An 18,469-nucleotide genomic window follows, 5' to 3' on the forward strand; every position below is an offset into this window, starting at 1 on the left:
GGGCCATGTATATATATTTTAATGATAATACAAAAGCAACAACATATTTAAATAAAGCAAATTACTATTTTGAAAGAGCTGATTCTATGATTAACGCATTTCAAAGATATAGATAATTAAAGGAGGTTTGAGTGATGCGAAAACAAAAACTACGTAACCTTGCCGCTTTGCTCGTCGTTGCGTTGGTACTGGGGTGCTGGGTTGGGGTGGCGGGCGCTTTTGTTCCAGGTGCTGGCGAAGCCATAAATCAACTAAAAGCCAGCGGTCTTTATAGTAATACTGACGTTAACCAAACGCTTGTTGATCTATCTAATACTTCAAACGGAACCGTAACTTCTGTAACATATATTGGAGCAGAGCAAACCAGGACCGATAACACTTTTTCTGTCGTATCGCAAACATATGATGCCGCAATGGATAGGATAACAAGTTTCTGTTTTGAGTTATATAATCAGTATGATCCAGGTGGAACAGATATAGGGTTATCTGGTATTCTAAACCTTGATAATCCCATCTTAACGGTTCATGTCTACACTTACGGAGTACAGAAAGACCAACTCATGTATGCCTTTGTTTCTGGTATAGTTGATTGTCTTGGTAATCCACCCATAAGGAGTAGCAGCGGTTCTTCATGGGTAAATAATTATTCACCTGCAGCCATGAGCTCAAAAGTTATAACCTCTTTCAAAATTGGCGAGAAATTAATCACAACTACTAGCGGCACACCAATAACTATGGATGTTGTCCCATACGTGAAGGATAATAGAACATTTACACCGGTTCGTTATCTGGCTTATGCTCTTGGAGTCACAGAAGAAGGTGTTTTATGGAATGAAGCTACTCAGACAGTCACTATTATTAAGGATGATACCACTATTAAATTAACTATTGGCAGTACCGTCCTTATAAAAAACAAGGAAACAATAATTATGGATGTTGCACCAGAATTGGTTGATCCGGGCAGGACAATGCTTCCCGCCCGGTGGGTAAGTGAGGCACTTGGCGCAACGGTTACATGGGATGAAGTTACTCAGCAGGTAGTAATAAAGCAGGGGACTTAACCCCTGCTTTTTGTTCCTCTGCATCCGTTATCGCACCGGCGCGTCTGCCGTGTCTGCCAGTGTTGTTTTTTTCGGCGCATTCAATTCCACTACGACCTTCTTTGTTACCGGTCGACGCCGCCTGACCATTACCTTTTCCGTGGCTTCTTCTTGACTTACGAGGCATTCGTCAGAAATCTTCACGGCTTCATGCGCATTTCGGAAACTGACTTCCTCCCCGGTCAAATCGTTGAAATATTTCAGTCCGTGCTCGTTTTCCCTGGCTGAGCAGTTTTCCTTAATCTTCCTTTCAAAGACTGCGTTCTTTTTGAATTTGCCCGTCAACTCGTCCAGCGCGTAGCCGTCTTTTACCCGGTGAATTTCTTCCACTACCTCTTCAAACTTGACTACCGGGTGAGCTTCAAGCTCGCCGTCATCTCGCAACCGATAAACGTATTCAACCTCCGGGATCTCTACCTCTATCGTTTTTTTAGTATTTGCGCACCCGATATGAATCGGAATCGTCATGGTTCCATGCACTTCATGGATGCAGCGAACCAGCAAGACAATCGCGTTGCCGCTTTTAAATGGCTGCTCGCAAATCGCGCAGGTTCTTTCAATAAAACACAAGTCACCGTGCGTGAGATGTTGAATGTTTCCGCCATACCACCGGTATGTGTCATTGCCGATATAACCGCTGCCGTCAATGTATGGCAAGAAGTTGTTCCAAAAACGACCAACCATGTTGAAGAATTGGCCGGTTTCCATATGGAATTCGGATGCTCCACCTGAATACGCTTCAATCGACGAACCTTGCAGACAAAGTTTCTTGCCGTAGAAAGACGTGTCGATGTCTACCCCACTAGCGTCACTTCGGGCAATAATTTCGCCCATTTCAGCACCGTTATAATACAGCTTCAACCAGCCTTGCAGGGAGTTAGCAACCATTTCAATGGTTTTTTGACCGCCGTAGCGCGCCTTCAATCCGTTGGGAGGGACCAGTCCAATGTAAGTATCGCTGCCTTCATCACCGGTCCTGACTGTAGATGAGTAGATTTCCCCATTTATTACTTTTATACCATATTTACCCGCACCATATTGACCAATTACGGTCCGCAGACTGCCGGACTCGTCAAAAACTCTTATACCTTCATTAGCCGGCGGCGCGGACAAATCAATCTTGCCATTTTTAACATAATGTCCACTTGTCATGACAACACCCCTCCTTTATGGAAAACATTAAATTCGGGGAATTTATAAAACTCGCACTTATCCGGCGTAATAACTAGAATATTAATCGGTCCTCCGCTTACTTCCGGATATTTGGTGAAGTATTCCAGGTATTTGCAACCTGCGGTTATCGTCAGGTATAGGAAGTTTACTGCCCTTTCTATCGTCATCCGCTCATAATCAAGCAACTCGCCTGTACAAAGCTTTTCTATGATGTCTACCATACCAGCCATTACTAGCCGGTCCATGGCAGTATTCCTTTCTTTTCCTTCGTAAAAAAGGAGTTCACCGTCATTACATTCGCCCAATACTGGACGGCCTTCAGGAAAACCTACTAGATGAAACTCGAACGACTGGCCGTTAAGAGCATGCTTCAGTTTGTCATTTAAGCATATAGCCAGTTCATAGAAAGTGTATTTATTGCTATGCGCCATTTGCTGCAATTCTTCCAGGGTGTCCTCAAACCTCCATGTGTCGGTAAATCCGAAACCCGAGTAGTTGAGACCGTACCGTTCACCAAGGAGGAAGGTTTTGGGAAACTCGCTGGGGTGGATCCTAAAATTTTTATTACTATAGTCTTTTTCTTGAAAACTCTTCCGCCAGCTTTCGCCACCGATTACCTGCCGGGACTCCGATCCCAAAATGAATGCGCCTTTGATTGCCATTGTTGCCATAATTGTCAATTTTTAACACTCCTTTTTCTTTTGTGTATTATAATTTTTTTGGAGCGGGACCAGACGGCCCCGCTCCGGGCAGCCTTGGCCGCAGCGTGAGGGAGCGGCGGTCCAGGCATAATTAATCCAATATCTGAAGCCGGACTTCTTCTTTTTTCAGGAAGGTTTTTCTCTCGCTCGCCCGAACGTGCTTAAACAGCGTCGGAATTTCCAAGCAGTTCGCGGCTTCCTTGACTGAATCTGCAAAATCGAGTTTCGCTTTTTCCAATGTCAGTGATGGATTGAGTTGGCCCGTCCGATCCGCCAACATTTCCACTTCGGCGGCAAGTTGGAAGATTGTCTCGGCGCTACTCATCAGGTTTTTAATGGCCTTGTCCACTTTAGCGGCAACCTCCAAGCGGGCGGCGACTTTTTGCTTTAATAGCTGGCGTTGTTGGCGCTGTTCTTCTGTAAGTCTGGCTTCCTCGGCCTGCTGCTCCTCAATGGCGGCGGCAAGGGATTCTTCCGCCTAGAGGATGTCGGCAGCAAGGTTTTGCTGTTGGGTAGCGAGGTCAACTTGTTTTTCCTTGAGATTGTTAATTTTTTCTTGAATCTGGTTGATTTTGTTGTTAGACATAATATTAATACTCCCTTCTAATATTTGGTAGTTTTGACTTTGTACCAGCTTAAATCTGTTTTCATAATCAATTAACTGCCGGCGTGCCTGCCGGCGCTTGTGCGGTGACTGAAGACGGTCGAACGTGACGGCGGGGTAGTAGCTCGGCACTTTTATTCCCCCTGGCCGGTCCCGGTGCTCAGTTCCACGGCGCCGCTGCCGGCGTCCTTCCAGGCAACGCGAAGGTTAAGAACCTGGTTGCCGCCTGTTACCTTGCCTTTAAACAAGCCTTCGCGCTTGTCCAGTAGGACGCCGGCAGCGATCACCAATTGCGACGGGGGTATGCTGTCGATCTCGTTTTTCAGCCTCGTCAATACCTTCCGGGTAACTTCGTCGATACTGTTAATAAACTCGAAGTCTATTAGTTCTTTGTGCTCCCCAAGGTATTCCCGTAGAATCACACTTACCGTTTGCCGGGAGATAGAAAACTTCTCGGCAATTTTGCTTATGTTTCGAGTTGTCAAGGTTTCCTGAACTACCTGCTGACGCAGCTCCTCCGGAAATTTATTGTGAGGGGATCGGCCTTCATGTGGACTTGGCAGCGGGTCCAGGATTTCAATAGTGGCATCGTTTGTATTATTGGTTTCCAAGTTTAGGGTTCCTCCTTTCTGGTTGGTGATGGCGTCAAGCTGATTGACTTGACAGTGGTTACTTTCCTTCTTGGTGTCAAGCTGATTGACTTGACAGTGGTTAATTCGTATAATATAAGTTTAGGAAATTATTGGTTATTTTGCTTTAATAACATGAGTTAGTGCCGGCAAACACTAAATAAGAAAAAGGTTACTTTGCCTCATGCTGTCGGGGTAGCCGCTTTACCTTCCCGGCTTCTGCCTGAATTGCCTGAGCAGCTTCAATAAGGGCTTCCCTGCTCACCGGTGCCGAGGATAAATGTTCACTGCGGCTTGTGGCCTCGCCGGAAATTAATAGAAGTTTGTCCATAATTATCCCGGTTGCCGTGGCCACGCTTTTCAGATCGTCGGATTCCGGAATAAGTTGAGCCATCTTGGTTACGCCGGTCATGATTAATGACCATGCTTCGTTAATAAACTCCTGCCGTTTTTCGTCCCTGCGCTCCTGCAATTCGCCACCATCAGAACATTTTTCCGCTAACATATTAACTAATTCTCCTTTCTTGTCCATTGATTTCCAAAGGTGAATATTGCTCCAGGGTATCCCTGTAAGCTTACCCGCCTGGCGTGTGCCCACTATGCCGGCAAGCTCGACACTGGTTAGAATCTTTGAAGCTGAGTATTTTGGTTTCGGTCCTGGCCGCATGTGGCACACCTTCTTTATTTTGCTCTGCTTAAACGATACTGCACACAAAAAGACTTGCCGGGCCGGGAGCGGGGTTTAACCGCTCCCCTTGACCCTTGCTGTTAAGTGCCTACTTTGGTAAAATAATATATACCAACTAACTCGCTACACTGTAACGCTTCCAAAGTTCGGTATATATTTCCGTTGGATATAGCCGCGGCGAGCTTCTTAAGAGTTTTATCGCGTATTTGCCGAACGATTCGAATTTCCGATTATAGCCTGACTCTGCTAACGACCTGGCATACCAACCAGTAATTTCCATTAATGCACCATCAACCCGTTCACCTAAAGGTAGAGCTTCGTTTTGCCAGATGGACCGGCCAAGCTTTTTAAGTTCCTCTCTTTGATGGTAGGTCAATACAAGATCATCTCCGAAAAACTGCCGTGCGCGTTGTAATTTACGGCAATAAGCCGCATGTTCTTTGCGGTCCTGCGGGAAGACATAACCGTACCCGCAGATTTCGCATCGAGTCGCAATCGCTTTCGTCGCTTTTGTTTTCATTTTTACGCATTCTCCTTTGTCTGCCGCACATTCGCCTCAATGTAGCGGCTTTTTTGTTATTGGTTATCATTTATCTAGCCCCCTATTTATTTTAAAACCCCTTAAATCCGCGTATTTGCGGTTGCTTGTTCATCTCCTGTGATGGTAATATCTATGTCAATCGCAGTGTACCCCTGCGCCGGTTATCCGGGCATACCGCTTATCTATATGATGCCACCCTGCCTTGATGCGCGCTGACAGGACGGGACGGACGGGTTTTTTATGTTATTTTATTTTCTTCTGCAGACACCTTGACCAGCACGTCACCGGTTACATTCCAACCCCATTGAATAAGGGGTATTCTCAGCTTTTCCGTTTTCCGCGATTCCTCTATTAAATTCGGGATCTGCTTTATTTCTTTAATCCAGTCCGCGATCTGCTTATCAATGGCTCTTTCGTCGCTGTCCCAGTCTAAGGAAAGATCACGGTTTATAGGGAGTATTTGGCTTTGTTCTTGAGCTGAATGAATAGTAACTGCTGTCTACAGCAGTTGTTATAGTGCCTGTTGAAATCATTTATTTTACGTGAATCGCAGTAATTCATCGTTATACCTCCGGTAGCGATTGAAATAGTATTCTCTCGCTTGTTTAGCCACGCCACCAAATCTCCATACAAGTTCTTCAAATATAGCAATTGGCGGTCCTGGTCCTCTAAGCTCAACTGCGACAACCTCCCCAGCGATCAAGCCAGGATAATATAGAGAATCGTTTTGCAGCATGGCAAGTGCTACACGACCAGTGATGTTTTTATCAATTAATTTTTTTGTCTCCTGGTCAACCAGGCATTTAACGCTCTCGCCAAAACCTGTTAGAAATTCATCCCGGCACGCAGGTAAAAAGATTTTAATTAGCAGATCCTTTCTTGAAGAAAAATTATATTTCGTTTTTGTTCCGTCGGAAAAAATATATTCGCATTGCGTATAATCGTAAGAAATGCTTTCGCTTTCGTCCCAGGCTTTATTGGCTTCTTTTAATGCTTGTTTTTCACGAAAAATTTCGTGAGGAATGATTTTATTGCTCACTATTCCCACCTATCTTCGTCATCATTTGATGTTGACTGGAGGGTCTGAAGGGTCTGAAGTCCAACTACCCTTTTTTCTATATTTTTTTCTCGTATAGGCGAAAATGGTAGTCTGCCTTCAGACCCTTCATAACCTTCGGGATTACGCTCTGACGCTAGAATCCCTATGCCGTACCAGTAAACCCGTCCATCCGATCCACGTTCCTTTGTGTATCCAGCAAGCTCCAATCGTTGTGAAAACTTTTTATTGCTTACGGCTCTCTCTCCGTTCGTTAAGCACCATTTTGTGTAAACGTTGTGTAGTACACCTGATGCCGTTTTCACATCCTGAATATTCACATTGCAGCACTCGCTAATAAAGTTCATAATCGAATCCATCTCTGTTTGATAAGCCATTGTCGCCGCTTTAACTTCCTCCGGCTGTTCTAAACCTTCCCTCTGCCATTTCAGACAACCTTTGACAGCCCAAGCCAATATTCCAGGCAGTTCTCTTTTAAGCTTGTTCAACAGGTCCTTGTCCTGCCGTTTACCCTTAAAACTATCATCACCCTGTTTCACATCTTCAAATTTTACATTAAAGGGAATTAGCCTAATCCTTCGCCAGATGCCGTGATCGCTACCCCGGATTTCTGGCCGATGGTTTGTTGCGAGGAATATTTTACACTCAGGTACAAAATCAAAAAATTCTTGGTGAAGGAATCTTGCTGAAATGGTATCCTGACCAGTTAATTGTTTAATTACACTTTCGGAAAGCCGCCTGCCTTCGTCTGATTCTACAGCAGAAACGAATCTAGCACCTTTTAACCGGGCAAGGTCATTGCGGATACCCTCGTTTTTTTGGACCATTAGTGTTTCGGTAGGAGTCTGCAGCGCATAATCACCTAATAACGACATGATCAAAGCAATTAGCACACTTTTACCGTTCGCGCCAGTTCCGTACAAAATAAAGACTACCTGTTCTCTCGTGCTGCCCGTAAGACTATATCCAATGGCCTTCCTCATAAAGGTGATCAAATTTTCATTCTCTGCAAATATATCATTAAGAAACTTCTCGAACATTGGACACTTCGCTTCAGGGTTATACTCGACAGGTATAATCTTCGTGCTCAAATCTTCGCGCTTGTGTGGTCTTAATTCCCCCGTCCTTAAATCCAAAGTGCCATTTAAGCAGTTTAGCAACCATTGATCCTTATCTAATTCCTCTGTCGTCACCGGTATTCCCGGCTCACTTTGTGCCAAATTGACCATCGCCCTTAATCGCGCTTCAGATTCAGATTTCAGCGCATGGTTTACGAGTGCTCTGCGCGTATCTTCATCGGGGATGTCGCTCGCTTCAGCATACATTCGTCTAACGGTTTCTTTAGCTAGCCGGTAAATACCCCCAGTATTATCCTTCACCCACCTTTTACCATCCCATAGAAGCCATTTGCCCCATTGGTAGCAATATCTTATATTCTGCCCATAATTGGAAACTAGGCGGGCGGCATTTCCCAAATCCGTGAGAAAATTACCCTGTGCTATGATATCCTGTACGGCTTTTTTTTCTGATTTCTTTTCTTCGTACTTGATTTCAATGCGCATAGCGGTGTCGAGTGCATTTTGAAATATTTCCTTAAATTTACTCTGTTCTCTTTTGTGCAGGTCATTAGGATCTTTAGCACCGGTTAATTCACTCAACCGGACCTCGAAAAGCTCTCCCTGCCATGTTTTCCAACTGGAAAATTGTTTTGTTATACCGGCAATAAATGCTTCGCCGCCTTGATCTGGTTCTCGAACAGCATAAATTTTTGGGATTCCATCAACATGTTTAAGCTTGAGCTTGCCGGCCATATCCGCACCAGGAAACCCTAGCGCTGGAAAATCATGATACCATAATGTCCAACTATCGGATTCACCCTCCACAAAGACGATAAATCCTTTTTCCCGTGCTTCAGGAAGTTTCCATAAGCCATACGGTATAACTGCCCCTTTGCCCCTTGCCCACTTGCTACCGTCCTTTGCCTTCAGCGCAACTCTGATTCGCTGCCGTGGTGCTGGAGTCCCATCCTCAAGTGAATACCTAATTTTCACATGGTTCCTTCCTTGGCTCACCCCCAGGCTCGTGAGAAAATCAGTCGGAAACCCCTTGTCCTTAGCTAACGCATCAATTGTTAAGCCACCCGTAGCCGTAATAGTTTTTTGCTCTGAATCAGGAAATAGATCAGCCCACGTCATATCTAATTTATTAAGAATCTCTTTCGGGTCACAACCCGTAAAACAGTTCAATAAAATCTTATTATCTACTACGGTAACGGAAAGGCTTCTATTTTTATCTCCATGGGCATGTCCATCACCGGGACAATGAGCAACATGACCATTACCGCTAGGCTTTACACCTGAAAGTTTACTCAGGAGATTTTGGAGTTTGAAATCCAAATCCATGACTTGCCTCCAGTAACAGGCCCTTGCCCTTGCTGTAAACATCTTGAACATTTATTCGACAGTTGTTACAATATTGATATAAATACAACCTCTTGTTTCCTCCTTCCACCGCCTCCCGGCCTCGCCCCCGCCGGGGGTTTTATTTTGCCTATCTGCTTGCTGCTTCCTTTTCCAACCAATTTTTTAACCCTTCTTTAGGAATAATAAATTTCTTTCCAATTCTTATGGATGGAAAGTCCGGTCGGTGGCATAAGTTATAAACTCCCTGCTTCCCGATAGGAATGATCTTGTTTCGCCAAATATCGTCTGGAAGTAAGTTAATAGGTAAGTCATCCCAGTTAATAATTTGATTCAACTTTTTCCCCCCTTTTGATTTTAAATATTGCTATTTCGTCCCTTTGTGTGTTATTATATAAGAAAAATAGCGATATAGAAAACGATTCACATATCGCCATTCAATAAAAAAGCTAGACATATCAAGGCATTAAAGGAATATTAAAATTATGGAAAATCAAGTTATAAATATCACCAAAAATAATAAACTTTATCTTTATAATTCAAACAGACTTCCAAGTGAAGGTTTTACATGGTATCGGGGTAAAAGCGTTTTGCGGGAAGTCGAGGGAATAGAGTTTCTTTCAATAAACAACGTACAATCGTATACCCCAGATCTAAAAAGTGCAGTTATTGATTTCGCAAATCTAAACATTTTAGATAATAAAGAAATCATCTCAATTGTTAAAAAATATGGCTTTTTAGGGCTTGTTCATTTCTTAGAAGAAGGTAAAGGGGCTTATTTTTGGAAAACACATCACACGGATTTCGATTGGTATAAATTACTAGGAATAGATGAACCATCAAAAATATCAACCCCGTTCACTAATGGATTGTCCAGTTCTGCTAAACACCCTTTTTGGGATTATTACCGTGAACCATTAGAAGTGTTTCAAAACGTGGTTGCCTGGTTTCAAGAAATTGTTTCCGTATTGGTTGCAGTCGAGAGAGTATCAAAAGAAAATCCGGCAGGCTTTTATCAAAGTGAGGAGTTCACTGAATTACGCTGGATCACTCAAAAAACAGGTCCATTATCAATTACACTATCATATTTACCAAACGGATTGCCGGTATGGGTAATGCCCGTAAATTCTTTACTAACTGCACTATACAGTTTTCTTTTTTGGATGATTCAAAATAGCTACCCTATTCGTCAATGTCCTACCTGTGGGAAATATTTTTGGGCTGATGATAAACAGCATCGAAAATTATATTGTAATAAAGATTGTGCTATGAACCCGGTACGTGAACGGGAAAAGGAAAAACGAAAAGTTATTAGGCAGTCCAAAAAGAAAACCGGGGAGGAAATCGCTAAAGATACCGGTATTCCCCTGAACAGGATTAAAGAGATTTTAGGGGAAGAATAAAACCCCGAATATATTAAAGGAAGGTGTCAAAAATGGCAAAGAAAACCAAGAACACGGACGGGAAGAAACCCAGAAAGCCCCGCAATGCAAACGGCGAAGGCGGGATCACTCAGTTAAAGAATGGTTTATGGCAGGCGCGCATGAGCGTACGGGATCCGATTACAGGCGATTTAAAGAGATACGCCTATTACGGCAAATCTAAAATTGAGGCGCGCGACAAGCTAATCAAGGCACAAAATGAGATCAGGATAGGCAGCTTTGTTGTCCCTCAAAAGGATCACTTTGGAACATGGCTTACCGTTTGGCTGACACAGTATAAAAAGATCCGTGTACGGGCTTCAACCTTCGCACTGTACGACAACATTACTAAAACCCACATCATTCCCAATATTGGTGACATACCGCTCCAAAAGCTGGAGACAAAAGACATCCAGAAGATAATTAATACCATGCGTAAAGAAGGTAAGTCGGTCTCCCATATAAAGCATGTTCACCTTATTATCAGTGGAGCCTTAAAGCAGGCGGTAAAAGAGCAGAAAGTTTTCCGGAATGTGGCCGATGCCGTAGAACTGCCGAAGGGTGAGAAAAAGAAGGTTGCGCCCATGTCAAAGGATGATGCGAAAAAATTCCTTGAAGTAGCCAAGAAAAGCAAGTATTATCCTGCTTTCGTTTTGGAGATTGGGACCGGCTTAAGGCGCGGCGAACTCCTGGCCCTGCGTTGGAAAGATATTGATCTTGATAAGGGTACTCTTACAGTTAACCAGGCATTAAGCAGGGTAGCCCTACCCGATAAGGACAAAAAGACACAGCTTATGTTCCAGGCTCCCAAGACTGAGAAAGGCAAGCGAGTTATCAAGCTGAAAAACAACGTGATTAAGACTTTGAAGGCACATCAACTTGCTACCGGCAACCGTGATAATCCTGACGCACTGGTGTTCAGCAATAAGAAAGGTAGGCCGCTCGACCCTAGAGCTTTTACTAAACGATATGAATACATTCTTACTAAAGCCGGCATTCCCAAGACTAGCTTCCATGCCCTGCGGCATACTGTAGCAGTCCTCCTTATCCAGGCCGGGGAAAAGGTAAAGAACGTGCAGGAACTATTAGGACATGAGCGGTACGGTACAACGATGGATATATATGCAGAGTTTATGCCGGAAGAAGAGAAAGATAAAACTGCTGAGAAGATAGACGCTCTACTTGAAGAATTAATGTAAAAATCCCTGCCATATAAGCAGGGACCTAGAGGTATTACACGCCAGGGCTGCGCCCTGGCTTTTACTTTTTTAGGTTGTTTTAAAGTCTATTGGCATAACTATTGGCATAAAGCCTGTTTTAACATATGATTTTTCTGGTGGAGATAAGGGGGCTCGAACCCCTGACCTCTAGAGTGCGATTCTAGCGCTCTCCCAGCTGAGCTATATCCCCACGCATCCTTAATTTCACGGGAGTTATTATAGCATGTATGGATCGTTTGGTCAATATTCTCCCAAGATAATAATGGCTCTAAAAAATATAGGAAGAGTAGGGTCATGCCAATATTTTAATAATTCTAACTATATGCAAATAGCATAACACATATTAATAATTTCAAGCAATAAAGATAGCACATTTTTAAAAAAATAATAAGAATTATGCAGGGAAAACCCACATAGTATAGAATTATATAGCATATTAACTTTTAGGAGGTAAATAAATTGGGTAAGAAGATTACACTATCTGTTATCAAAGCTGACATTGGCGGCTTCGTCGGTCACTCAAATGTACACCCTGAATGCTTGGAAACAGCCGGGGGCATTCTGGCAGGGAGTCCTCTTCTGATAGATTACCACGTAACTCATGTTGGTGATGATATTAATTTAATTATGACACACGAATTAGGCAAAAACAGTGGTGAGATACACGAATTGGCCTGGAATACATTCTTGTCTTGTACCGCAGTGGCAAAAAAGTTAAAATTATACGGAGCCGGACAGGACTTGCTGGCTGACTCTTTTTCAGGAAATGTCAAAGGTATGGGCCCGGGCGTGGCCGAAATGGAATTTGAGGAGCGCACTAGCGAACCTGTAATTGTTTATATGGCCGACAAAACCGAACCCGGCGCTTGGAACTATCCTATATACAAAATGTTTGCAGATCCGTTCAACACTATCGGTCTGATTATTGATCCTAAAATGCATGGTGGCTTTTTATTTGAAGTACGCGACTTGATTGACAACAAAAAGGTAACTTTCTCTTGTCCGGAAGAGATTTACGACATGCTGGTTTTTATCGGCGCTCCCGGACGTTATTGCATTAAGTCGGTTTATCAGAAAGGTACTAACGAGATAGCGGCTACCTCCAGTACTCAGCGTCTGAACCTGATGGCCGGACGTTATGTGGGCAAGGATGATCCGGTACTAATTGTACGGTGTCAAAGCGGTTTCCCGGCTGTAGGCGAAGCGCTTGAGCCATTTGCCAATCCTCACATGGTTTCGGGATGGATGCGGGGCTCGCACAGCGGCCCGCTTATGCCTGTTTCTGTAAACACATCATCACCCACTCGTTTTGACGGCCCGCCCAGAGTAGTAGCCCTGGGGTTCCAATTAGCCGACGGCAAACTGCACGGGCCACAAGACTTCTTTGCTGATGTATCCTATGATCTCGCCAGGCAAAAGGCCAATGAGATAGCAAACTACATCCGCAGCATGGGACCGTTTGAACCGCACCGCCTGCATTTGGATGAAATGGAATACACCACTATGCCTGATGTCAGCAAGCGTTTAAAGGATCGTTTTGAAAAAGTTGAGTAATATAAACCAGATGATTAATCAATTAATGCCGGGTTATTGCCCGGCATTTTTGCTTGGGAAAGGGGCCGAACATGAGCCGCGTTTTATACCCAAAGGTCATCTATCTCCTGGCGTATTTGTCTATATCAATACCCCTTCTTATCATCCACTCCGCCACAGAACCTGTTACCAGCACAGGTTTTTTTACTAATTGCGCCAGATTCTTCGCCCCTGACATTAACATGACCAGGCGCAGTTCATTAATTATTCCGGTTATTTTATTTATTAGTCCCTCTTCCGACTTATCTGTTAACTCTTTAAGAAAGATCTTCGCCATTCCGGCCATACCCGTGCCCAATGCCAGCGCTTTAGCCACGTCAACACCGGTTTCCAACCCCCCGGAGGCGATTATTAAAATGGGTAGTTCGAGGCTAAGTCCTTCTAACAAGCTGACCGCCGTGGGAATTCCCCAGTTCCGGACACCTTCGCTGCTTTTTTGCCCTGAACGCATGTCTTCTATTTCAATAAAGTTAGTGCCTCCCTGCCCCCCCACGTCCACATACCGGACACCGGCATTGTAAAGGGCAGATATGGTTTCTCTGGAAAGACCAAACCCCACTTCTTTAACTACTACGGGAACACTAAGTCTGGAAGTAACCTCTCTGATATTATCTATTACTCCGTTAAAATCCCTGTCCCCTTCCCGCATTGCCAACTCCTGAGGGACATTCAAGTAAAGCTGCAACCCGTTGGCTGAGATCATTTCCACCGCTGCCGCCGCCTGTTCAGGCGGCGCCCCGGCACTCAGGTTGGCCAGGAGAACGCCATCAGGGTTTTCCTGGCGTGCCACCTCGTAGGTTTGCCTCAATCCGGGGTCTTCCAGCCCGGCCATCTGCGATCCCACCGCCATCGCCACACCGGTTTGCCGCGCCACTCTGGCCAGGCTCTTATTTATGTTTGCCACTGCCGGGTGCCCGCCCGTTATGGCATTGATCAACAACGGCGCTGCAAGTCTCTTGCCCATAAAAACGCAAGTGGTATCAACGTCACCCAGACTAAAACCAGGCAGGGAATCATTAATTAAACGGATTTCCTCGAAACCACTGGAAGTTTCCGGCTTTCCCAGTCGTAGGGCATATTCTATGTGATCCAGTTTGCGTTTTTGTCTTTGTTTCGTCATTTTGTTATACTACTCCTTTCCGGCCGGTCGAAATAAATATTTTCAACTAAACGTTAAACCTGAAATTTATCACGTCACCGTCTTCCACGATATATTCCTTGCCTTCAAGACGGTACAGTCCCTTTTCTTTTACTTTGGCCATACTCCCTAAATCCGATAAATCACGGTATTTCACTACTTCTGCTTTAATAAAACCCCGCTCCAGGTCGGAGTGAATTTTACCGGCCGCCCGCTTGGCATCAGTTTCCTTCATAATCGTCCATGCTTTCACTTCATCGTCTCCAACAGTAAAGAAAGAAATCAGACCGAGATAATCATATGTTGCACGCGCTAAACGATCTATTCCCGACTCGGCGACACCAAGGTCGGTTAAAAACATTTCTTTATCCTCGTCCGGCAACATGCTAATTTCCATTTCCATTCTACCACAGATCTCCAGAACCGGAAGACCATGTCCGGCAGCGTATGCTTCCAAATCATCCCTGCCCGGGTAAGACTTTGACTTAAACTGCTGCTCATCTGTGTTAACTACCAGCAATAACGGTTTCTCTGTCAAAAAACTGAAATTTTTCAACACGAATTTTTCTTCATCAGTTAATTCCAGACGGGCGATGGATATTTCATTTTCCAAAGCTTCAAGGCATTTTTCTAAAATTTCAAGCTCCAGCGCGTTTTCTTTTTTAACTTTTTTTCCTTTTTTTATTCTTCCAATCCTTTTTTCGATTATCTCCATATCGGCAAACAGGAGCTCCATATTTATTGTCTCAACATCCCGCAAGGGGTTGAGACTGCCGTCCACATGCGGGAGATCCGGATCGCTGAATGCTCTGACTATATGAGCAAGCATGTCCACGTTCCGGATCGTGTTCAAGAACTGGTTGCCGACTCCTTTACCCTGACTGGAACCGCGCACCAAACCCGGCACGTCGCTAAACTGGATCTGGGCGTAAGTGGTCTTGCGGGGCCGATACAAACCGCTCAGGTAATCCACCCTGCTGTCCGGCACCTTGGCTATTCCCACATTTGTTTCGGTTTTTCCGGTTAAAAAGTTGGAGGTTTCCATACTCGCTCCCGTGAGCAAGTTAAATATAGTGGTTTTTCCCACCATGGGCAGTCCTACCAGACCGCAATTCAAACTCATGTTCATCACCCAAATAGTAGTTTATCATCATGCCAAATGTTTTACAAACCCTTTTAAAATCATGTGGCGCCCGGCTGCAGGAGTTTGTTCGGTTTACGAAGAATTATGTTTAAGCCCGGCGCACCTCCAGGTGTTTTTTTTGACGGTTTGTAGTAATGGTCAGATAAAGCCATCCATCTTCCTGTACACTTTTTACATTGCCGCCCCGGATAACATAATCCTGGCTATCACCCACATAGACCGCCACGGTAATATCTTTCAGCCCCTCAGGGTTTTCCAGATCGATGACATAGCCCCCGCTTTCTTGTTTCTTTACCTGCCAGCGAGTCTGGGCGTTGCGGTTTAAAAAATCAGCGAACCAGCTCATCGGCGCTATAGTAATCCTGCCGTTATTTTGTTCCGCCGCGGCTTTATCTTCCAGGTTCCGAATGGCGTCCAGACAAAAACGTGCGTCTGACGGGTGGGTATAAACCATCCGGATCGTCCTTTCCCCGGCTGTAAAGTCAACCAAATCATCCAGCCACTGTTTTACTTCCCCGGAAGAAACGCCCCCTCGCTGCATTTCTTCAAAGGAAGCAAATTCATGGTAAGGTGAAATTGGAAACGCCCAAATGTTTTGACTGGCATATTTTCCGTCAAGACGGGGGTGAGTCGGGCTGGAACCGGAATCACCCGCGTAATAGTAGGAGTTAACCCCAAGTTCTTCAAGATAAGAATCTATCCATAATGGATGGTTGCCGCCGGGATCGCTGTATTCCCGGACTTTTCTACCGGTTACGGTCTCCAGGGCGTCAAAATTCCAATTAATAAACTGGGCGGCTTTCTGTACCGGCATATATTGCAGATTATAGGCGAAGAAGTTATGCATCCAGCCGCCATGCGAACCAATTTCCCCGTAGTTCTGAAGCACTTCCAAAACAGGCTTGCCCTTGAACTTGTTCTCGGCGAAAAACCCGGCGTTGTCTCCAAGCTTATAGGTATCAGGGCCGGCTGTTATGTGTATTGACAAAGGAACGTCTTTCCGGAATAAACCCTGCATCATCATTACCATTAATGCCCGAAAGTAAGCGCCGCTGCAAATGTGCAGGTTAAAAACTATACCCCCCTTGCCGCCGGGGCTGTTAACCAATCGCGGTACTTTAGCGTAACGAATCAGGAACGTCCGCAGCACCGACCGGAGTGCCAGGTCGTCTGAACGCAGCTCATATTTCCCCAGGGGCATGTTGACATAAACCGCCGCGCCCCCGCTTTCATAATTTTTTTCCGTAATAACGGGATTGTTAAAATTCTCGCCGCTGTCGTAAGCAATTACCTTGGCGTCATCATTAACTGCCCAGGAATGTTCAAACTGCACCCTTCCGTATGAGTAACTGCATACCACGTTATCTTTCTCCAGCTTGCCCGGAGAAATTCCCCACTCCCGTCCTTTATCCGCCGAGGTGAAACACCAATAACCCAGGTAAGTGGAACTCTGATCCCCGGGCGCGGGCATGAAATATCTGACCCCGGCCAGGTTGGCCAACCGCGGAGTCTGGTTTGGCGAATCCCCTAAATCCTTCGTGGCGGGGTCAAAAATTAGGAGAACTTGTCCACCGTTATCCCTTACATAAGAGTTAATAACTCCTGCCGCATCAGGCGGCATGGACGAATTGACAAATTCCGGCACCAGCAGCGCCTCATAGCGTTCTTTAAGACCTGCGCCGCCTAATCCGGCTAGGTCGCCCGGCGAAACAACCTGATATGGAAAACCTTCTTCCCTTAGTAACTGCTCGTAAACCGACAGGATCAACTTTCCTTGTTCAGACTGGCGGTCACCGGCCAAAAGGCCTATTTGAACAACACCGGACGGTTCGGCGGTGGCAGTATTAAGGAGGGCCGTCGTGACCGGTAAGGAAGTAAATATGCAAATAATAAGCAAAATGCTGATATATTTTTTACTGTTCATGTCTTTTTTCTAACCAACGGTGATTATTACCCCCGCACTAGCGCTTATTTTACCCCATACTTCCAATATAGTAAAATATTATGATTTATTGACAGACCATTTTTTTACTGTCAATTGGGAATCCCCCCATAAAAAGCGAACCACCGGCTCAACTACAGACGGGTCGCCACTGGTATAAAAACTCTCCCTGCCCGGCTTATTATTTTTTGCTGCAATTTCCATCTCTTTTAAAACGCGCGCTACCTGCTTGGCAACCGCCTCGCCGGTGTCGATAACCTTGATGCCTGAGCCGGCCTGCTTTTCCACCAGTGGGCGCAAGAACGGATAATGAGTACAACCAAGTACAATTGTATCAACTTCCCTCGCCAGCATAGGGTCCAGGTAACGGCTGATCAAGGCCTCCGCTTCGGGGCTTTCATGCTTACCCGCCTCGACAAGTTCCACTAACCCCGGACATGGTTGTGTATATACATTTACACCGTCCCCGAATTTCTCCAACAGGTGGCTGAATCGCTCACCCGCTAACGTGACGCCTGTGGCAAGCACACCAATATTACCGTTGCAAGTAGCTGAAACCGCCGGTTTTACCGCGGGCTCAACCCCGACGACAGGAATGTGAAAACGTTTCCGGGCGGCGTCAAGACTGGCAACCGTCGTAGTGTTGCTGGCTATAACAATCATCTTTACACCTTTTGCTATCAGGAAATCACCAATTGCAAAAGCGCGGGCGCGAATCACCTCCGGTGGTTTGGAACCGTAAGGGCAGTAAGCCGAATCGGCAAAATACAGCAGGTCTTCCGCCGGAAGCAGGCAACGCACCTCACGCATCACCGAAAGCCCTCCCATTCCTGAGTCAAAAAGCCCGATTGGCCTGTCACAAGACATCACAGACATAACCTCATTGACAAATATATATTGCAAATAATAATAAACCTATATGTAATATTATACCAATATTGAATTTAATTTGTTCAGATTCCTTTGTTCCAATATTAATATTAGCACGAATATAGAATTATAGGTGAGTTTTTTCTGGGATCAGTAAAATATAAGAACGACTTCAAAGGAAATACTCATTATCGAGGAGAAATAATTTGTTACGCTTTTGACTGAGGA

At 45.0% G+C, this 18,469-nt stretch carries 18 protein-coding genes and 1 tRNA gene; 4 read left to right on the forward strand and 15 right to left on the reverse strand.

Annotation, left to right across the window (positions count from 1 at the left end; genetic code table 11):
• The first annotated feature begins 134 nt into the window (after nt 1-134).
• Nucleotides 135-1,061, forward strand: coding sequence for a copper amine oxidase N-terminal domain-containing protein (locus tag L7E55_RS11910; protein WP_277444475.1), 927 nt, complete (start codon nt 135-137; stop codon nt 1,059-1,061).
• 27 nt (nt 1,062-1,088) lie between these two features.
• Here the strand turns inward: L7E55_RS11910 and L7E55_RS11915 are convergent, their stop codons facing one another.
• The 10 genes from L7E55_RS11915 to L7E55_RS11960 all read right to left on the reverse strand — a co-directional run bounded on the left by L7E55_RS11915 (nt 1,089) and on the right by L7E55_RS11960 (nt 9,250).
• On the reverse strand, nt 1,089-2,252 hold the full coding sequence (locus L7E55_RS11915) for a hypothetical protein (protein ID WP_277444476.1): 1,164 nt from the start codon (nt 2,250-2,252) through the stop codon (nt 1,089-1,091).
• A complete protein-coding gene (locus tag L7E55_RS11920; RefSeq protein WP_277444477.1) occupies nt 2,249-2,953 on the reverse strand; it encodes a hypothetical protein in 705 nt (234 codons plus the stop codon). Before L7E55_RS11920 ends, L7E55_RS11915 begins: the two co-directional genes overlap by 4 nt.
• A gap of 112 nt (nt 2,954-3,065) precedes the next feature.
• Nucleotides 3,066-3,323 carry a hypothetical protein gene (locus tag L7E55_RS11925; RefSeq protein WP_277444478.1) on the reverse strand — a complete coding sequence of 86 codons (258 nt, stop codon included), beginning with the start codon at nt 3,321-3,323 and terminating at the stop codon, nt 3,066-3,068.
• A gap of 129 nt (nt 3,324-3,452) precedes the next feature.
• Entirely contained in the window at nt 3,453-3,710 is a 258-nt protein-coding gene (locus L7E55_RS11930) for a hypothetical protein (RefSeq protein WP_277444479.1), read from the reverse strand.
• 2 nt (nt 3,711-3,712) lie between these two features.
• Nucleotides 3,713-4,189, reverse strand: coding sequence for a helix-turn-helix domain-containing protein (locus L7E55_RS11935; RefSeq protein WP_277444480.1), 477 nt, complete (start codon nt 4,187-4,189; stop codon nt 3,713-3,715).
• Nucleotides 4,190-4,379: 190 nt separating this feature from the next.
• A complete protein-coding gene (locus tag L7E55_RS11940) occupies nt 4,380-4,874 on the reverse strand; it encodes a hypothetical protein (protein ID WP_277444481.1) in 495 nt (164 codons plus the stop codon).
• A gap of 136 nt (nt 4,875-5,010) precedes the next feature.
• Nucleotides 5,011-5,415, reverse strand: coding sequence for a hypothetical protein (locus L7E55_RS11945; protein WP_277444482.1), 405 nt, complete (start codon nt 5,413-5,415; stop codon nt 5,011-5,013).
• A gap of 559 nt (nt 5,416-5,974) precedes the next feature.
• Entirely contained in the window at nt 5,975-6,475 is a 501-nt protein-coding gene (locus L7E55_RS11950; protein WP_277444484.1) for a hypothetical protein, read from the reverse strand.
• The gene (locus tag L7E55_RS11955) at nt 6,475-8,895 is read right to left on the reverse strand and encodes a DNA primase family protein (protein WP_277444485.1); all 2,421 of its coding nucleotides are present in this window, start codon (nt 8,893-8,895) and stop codon (nt 6,475-6,477) included. The genes L7E55_RS11950 and L7E55_RS11955 overlap by 1 nt, the downstream gene beginning before the upstream one ends.
• Before the next feature lie 148 nt (nt 8,896-9,043).
• Nucleotides 9,044-9,250 (reverse strand): helix-turn-helix domain-containing protein, encoded by a 207-nt coding sequence (locus tag L7E55_RS11960; RefSeq protein WP_277444487.1) that lies wholly within the window; start codon nt 9,248-9,250, stop codon nt 9,044-9,046.
• Nucleotides 9,251-9,398: 148 nt separating this feature from the next.
• Here L7E55_RS11960 and L7E55_RS11965 point away from each other — a divergent pair, with 148 nt between their 5' ends.
• Nucleotides 9,399-10,316, forward strand: coding sequence for a hypothetical protein (locus L7E55_RS11965; RefSeq protein ID WP_277444489.1), 918 nt, complete (start codon nt 9,399-9,401; stop codon nt 10,314-10,316).
• Nucleotides 10,317-10,348: 32 nt separating this feature from the next.
• Nucleotides 10,349-11,533, forward strand: coding sequence for a tyrosine-type recombinase/integrase (locus L7E55_RS11970; protein ID WP_277444490.1), 1,185 nt, complete (start codon nt 10,349-10,351; stop codon nt 11,531-11,533).
• Nucleotides 11,534-11,668: 135 nt separating this feature from the next.
• On the opposite strand, the gene L7E55_RS11975 is transcribed toward L7E55_RS11970, so the two are convergent.
• Nucleotides 11,669-11,744 (reverse strand) — tRNA-Ala (locus L7E55_RS11975).
• Nucleotides 11,745-12,013: 269 nt separating this feature from the next.
• Between L7E55_RS11975 and fbp the strand changes: the two genes are divergently transcribed.
• Nucleotides 12,014-13,108 carry a fructose-1,6-bisphosphate aldolase/phosphatase gene (gene fbp, locus L7E55_RS11980; RefSeq protein ID WP_277444491.1) on the forward strand — a complete coding sequence of 365 codons (1,095 nt, stop codon included), beginning with the start codon at nt 12,014-12,016 and terminating at the stop codon, nt 13,106-13,108.
• Between the two features lie 100 nt (nt 13,109-13,208).
• Here fbp and fni read toward each other — a convergent pair whose 3' ends face one another.
• The 4 genes from fni to murI form a co-directional block, all read right to left on the reverse strand.
• Nucleotides 13,209-14,267, reverse strand: coding sequence for a type 2 isopentenyl-diphosphate Delta-isomerase (gene fni, locus L7E55_RS11985; RefSeq protein WP_277444492.1), 1,059 nt, complete (start codon nt 14,265-14,267; stop codon nt 13,209-13,211).
• Nucleotides 14,268-14,313: 46 nt separating this feature from the next.
• Nucleotides 14,314-15,414: a redox-regulated ATPase YchF gene (gene ychF / locus L7E55_RS11990; protein ID WP_277444493.1), complete on the reverse strand. Its 1,101-nt coding sequence runs from the start codon at nt 15,412-15,414 to the stop codon at nt 14,314-14,316.
• A 103-nt stretch (nt 15,415-15,517) separates the two neighbouring features.
• On the reverse strand, nt 15,518-17,353 hold the full coding sequence (locus L7E55_RS11995; RefSeq protein WP_277444494.1) for a polysaccharide deacetylase family protein: 1,836 nt from the start codon (nt 17,351-17,353) through the stop codon (nt 15,518-15,520).
• Nucleotides 17,354-17,431: 78 nt separating this feature from the next.
• Nucleotides 17,432-18,247 (reverse strand): glutamate racemase, encoded by an 816-nt coding sequence (gene murI, locus L7E55_RS12000; protein ID WP_338091219.1) that lies wholly within the window; start codon nt 18,245-18,247, stop codon nt 17,432-17,434.
• Between the last annotated feature and the right edge of the window lie 222 nt (nt 18,248-18,469).

It is taken from the genome of Pelotomaculum isophthalicicum JI, assembly GCF_029478095.1.
Classification (GTDB): Bacteria; Bacillota; Desulfotomaculia; order Desulfotomaculales; family Pelotomaculaceae; genus Pelotomaculum_D; species Pelotomaculum_D isophthalicicum.

Bases quoted from the DNA above. Each gene is read 5' to 3' on its own strand.
- L7E55_RS11910 (WP_277444475.1), top strand. From the start codon at position 135: ATGCGAAAACAAAAACTACGTAACCTTGCCGCTTTGCTCGTCGTTGCG.
- L7E55_RS11915 (WP_277444476.1), bottom strand. From the start codon at position 2,252: ATGACAAGTGGACATTATGTTAAAAATGGCAAGATTGATTTGTCCGCG.
- L7E55_RS11940 (WP_277444481.1), bottom strand. From the start codon at position 4,874: ATGCGGCCAGGACCGAAACCAAAATACTCAGCTTCAAAGATTCTAACC.
- L7E55_RS11945 (WP_277444482.1), bottom strand. From the start codon at position 5,415: ATGAAAACAAAAGCGACGAAAGCGATTGCGACTCGATGCGAAATCTGC.
- L7E55_RS11955 (WP_277444485.1), bottom strand. From the start codon at position 8,895: ATGGATTTGGATTTCAAACTCCAAAATCTCCTGAGTAAACTTTCAGGT.
- L7E55_RS11965 (WP_277444489.1), top strand. From the start codon at position 9,399: ATGGAAAATCAAGTTATAAATATCACCAAAAATAATAAACTTTATCTT.
- L7E55_RS11970 (WP_277444490.1), top strand. From the start codon at position 10,349: ATGGCAAAGAAAACCAAGAACACGGACGGGAAGAAACCCAGAAAGCCC.
- fni (WP_277444492.1), bottom strand. From the start codon at position 14,267: ATGACGAAACAAAGACAAAAACGCAAACTGGATCACATAGAATATGCC.
- ychF (WP_277444493.1), bottom strand. From the start codon at position 15,414: ATGAACATGAGTTTGAATTGCGGTCTGGTAGGACTGCCCATGGTGGGA.
- L7E55_RS11995 (WP_277444494.1), bottom strand. From the start codon at position 17,353: ATGAACAGTAAAAAATATATCAGCATTTTGCTTATTATTTGCATATTT.
- murI (WP_338091219.1), bottom strand. From the start codon at position 18,247: ATGTCTGTGATGTCTTGTGACAGGCCAATCGGGCTTTTTGACTCAGGA.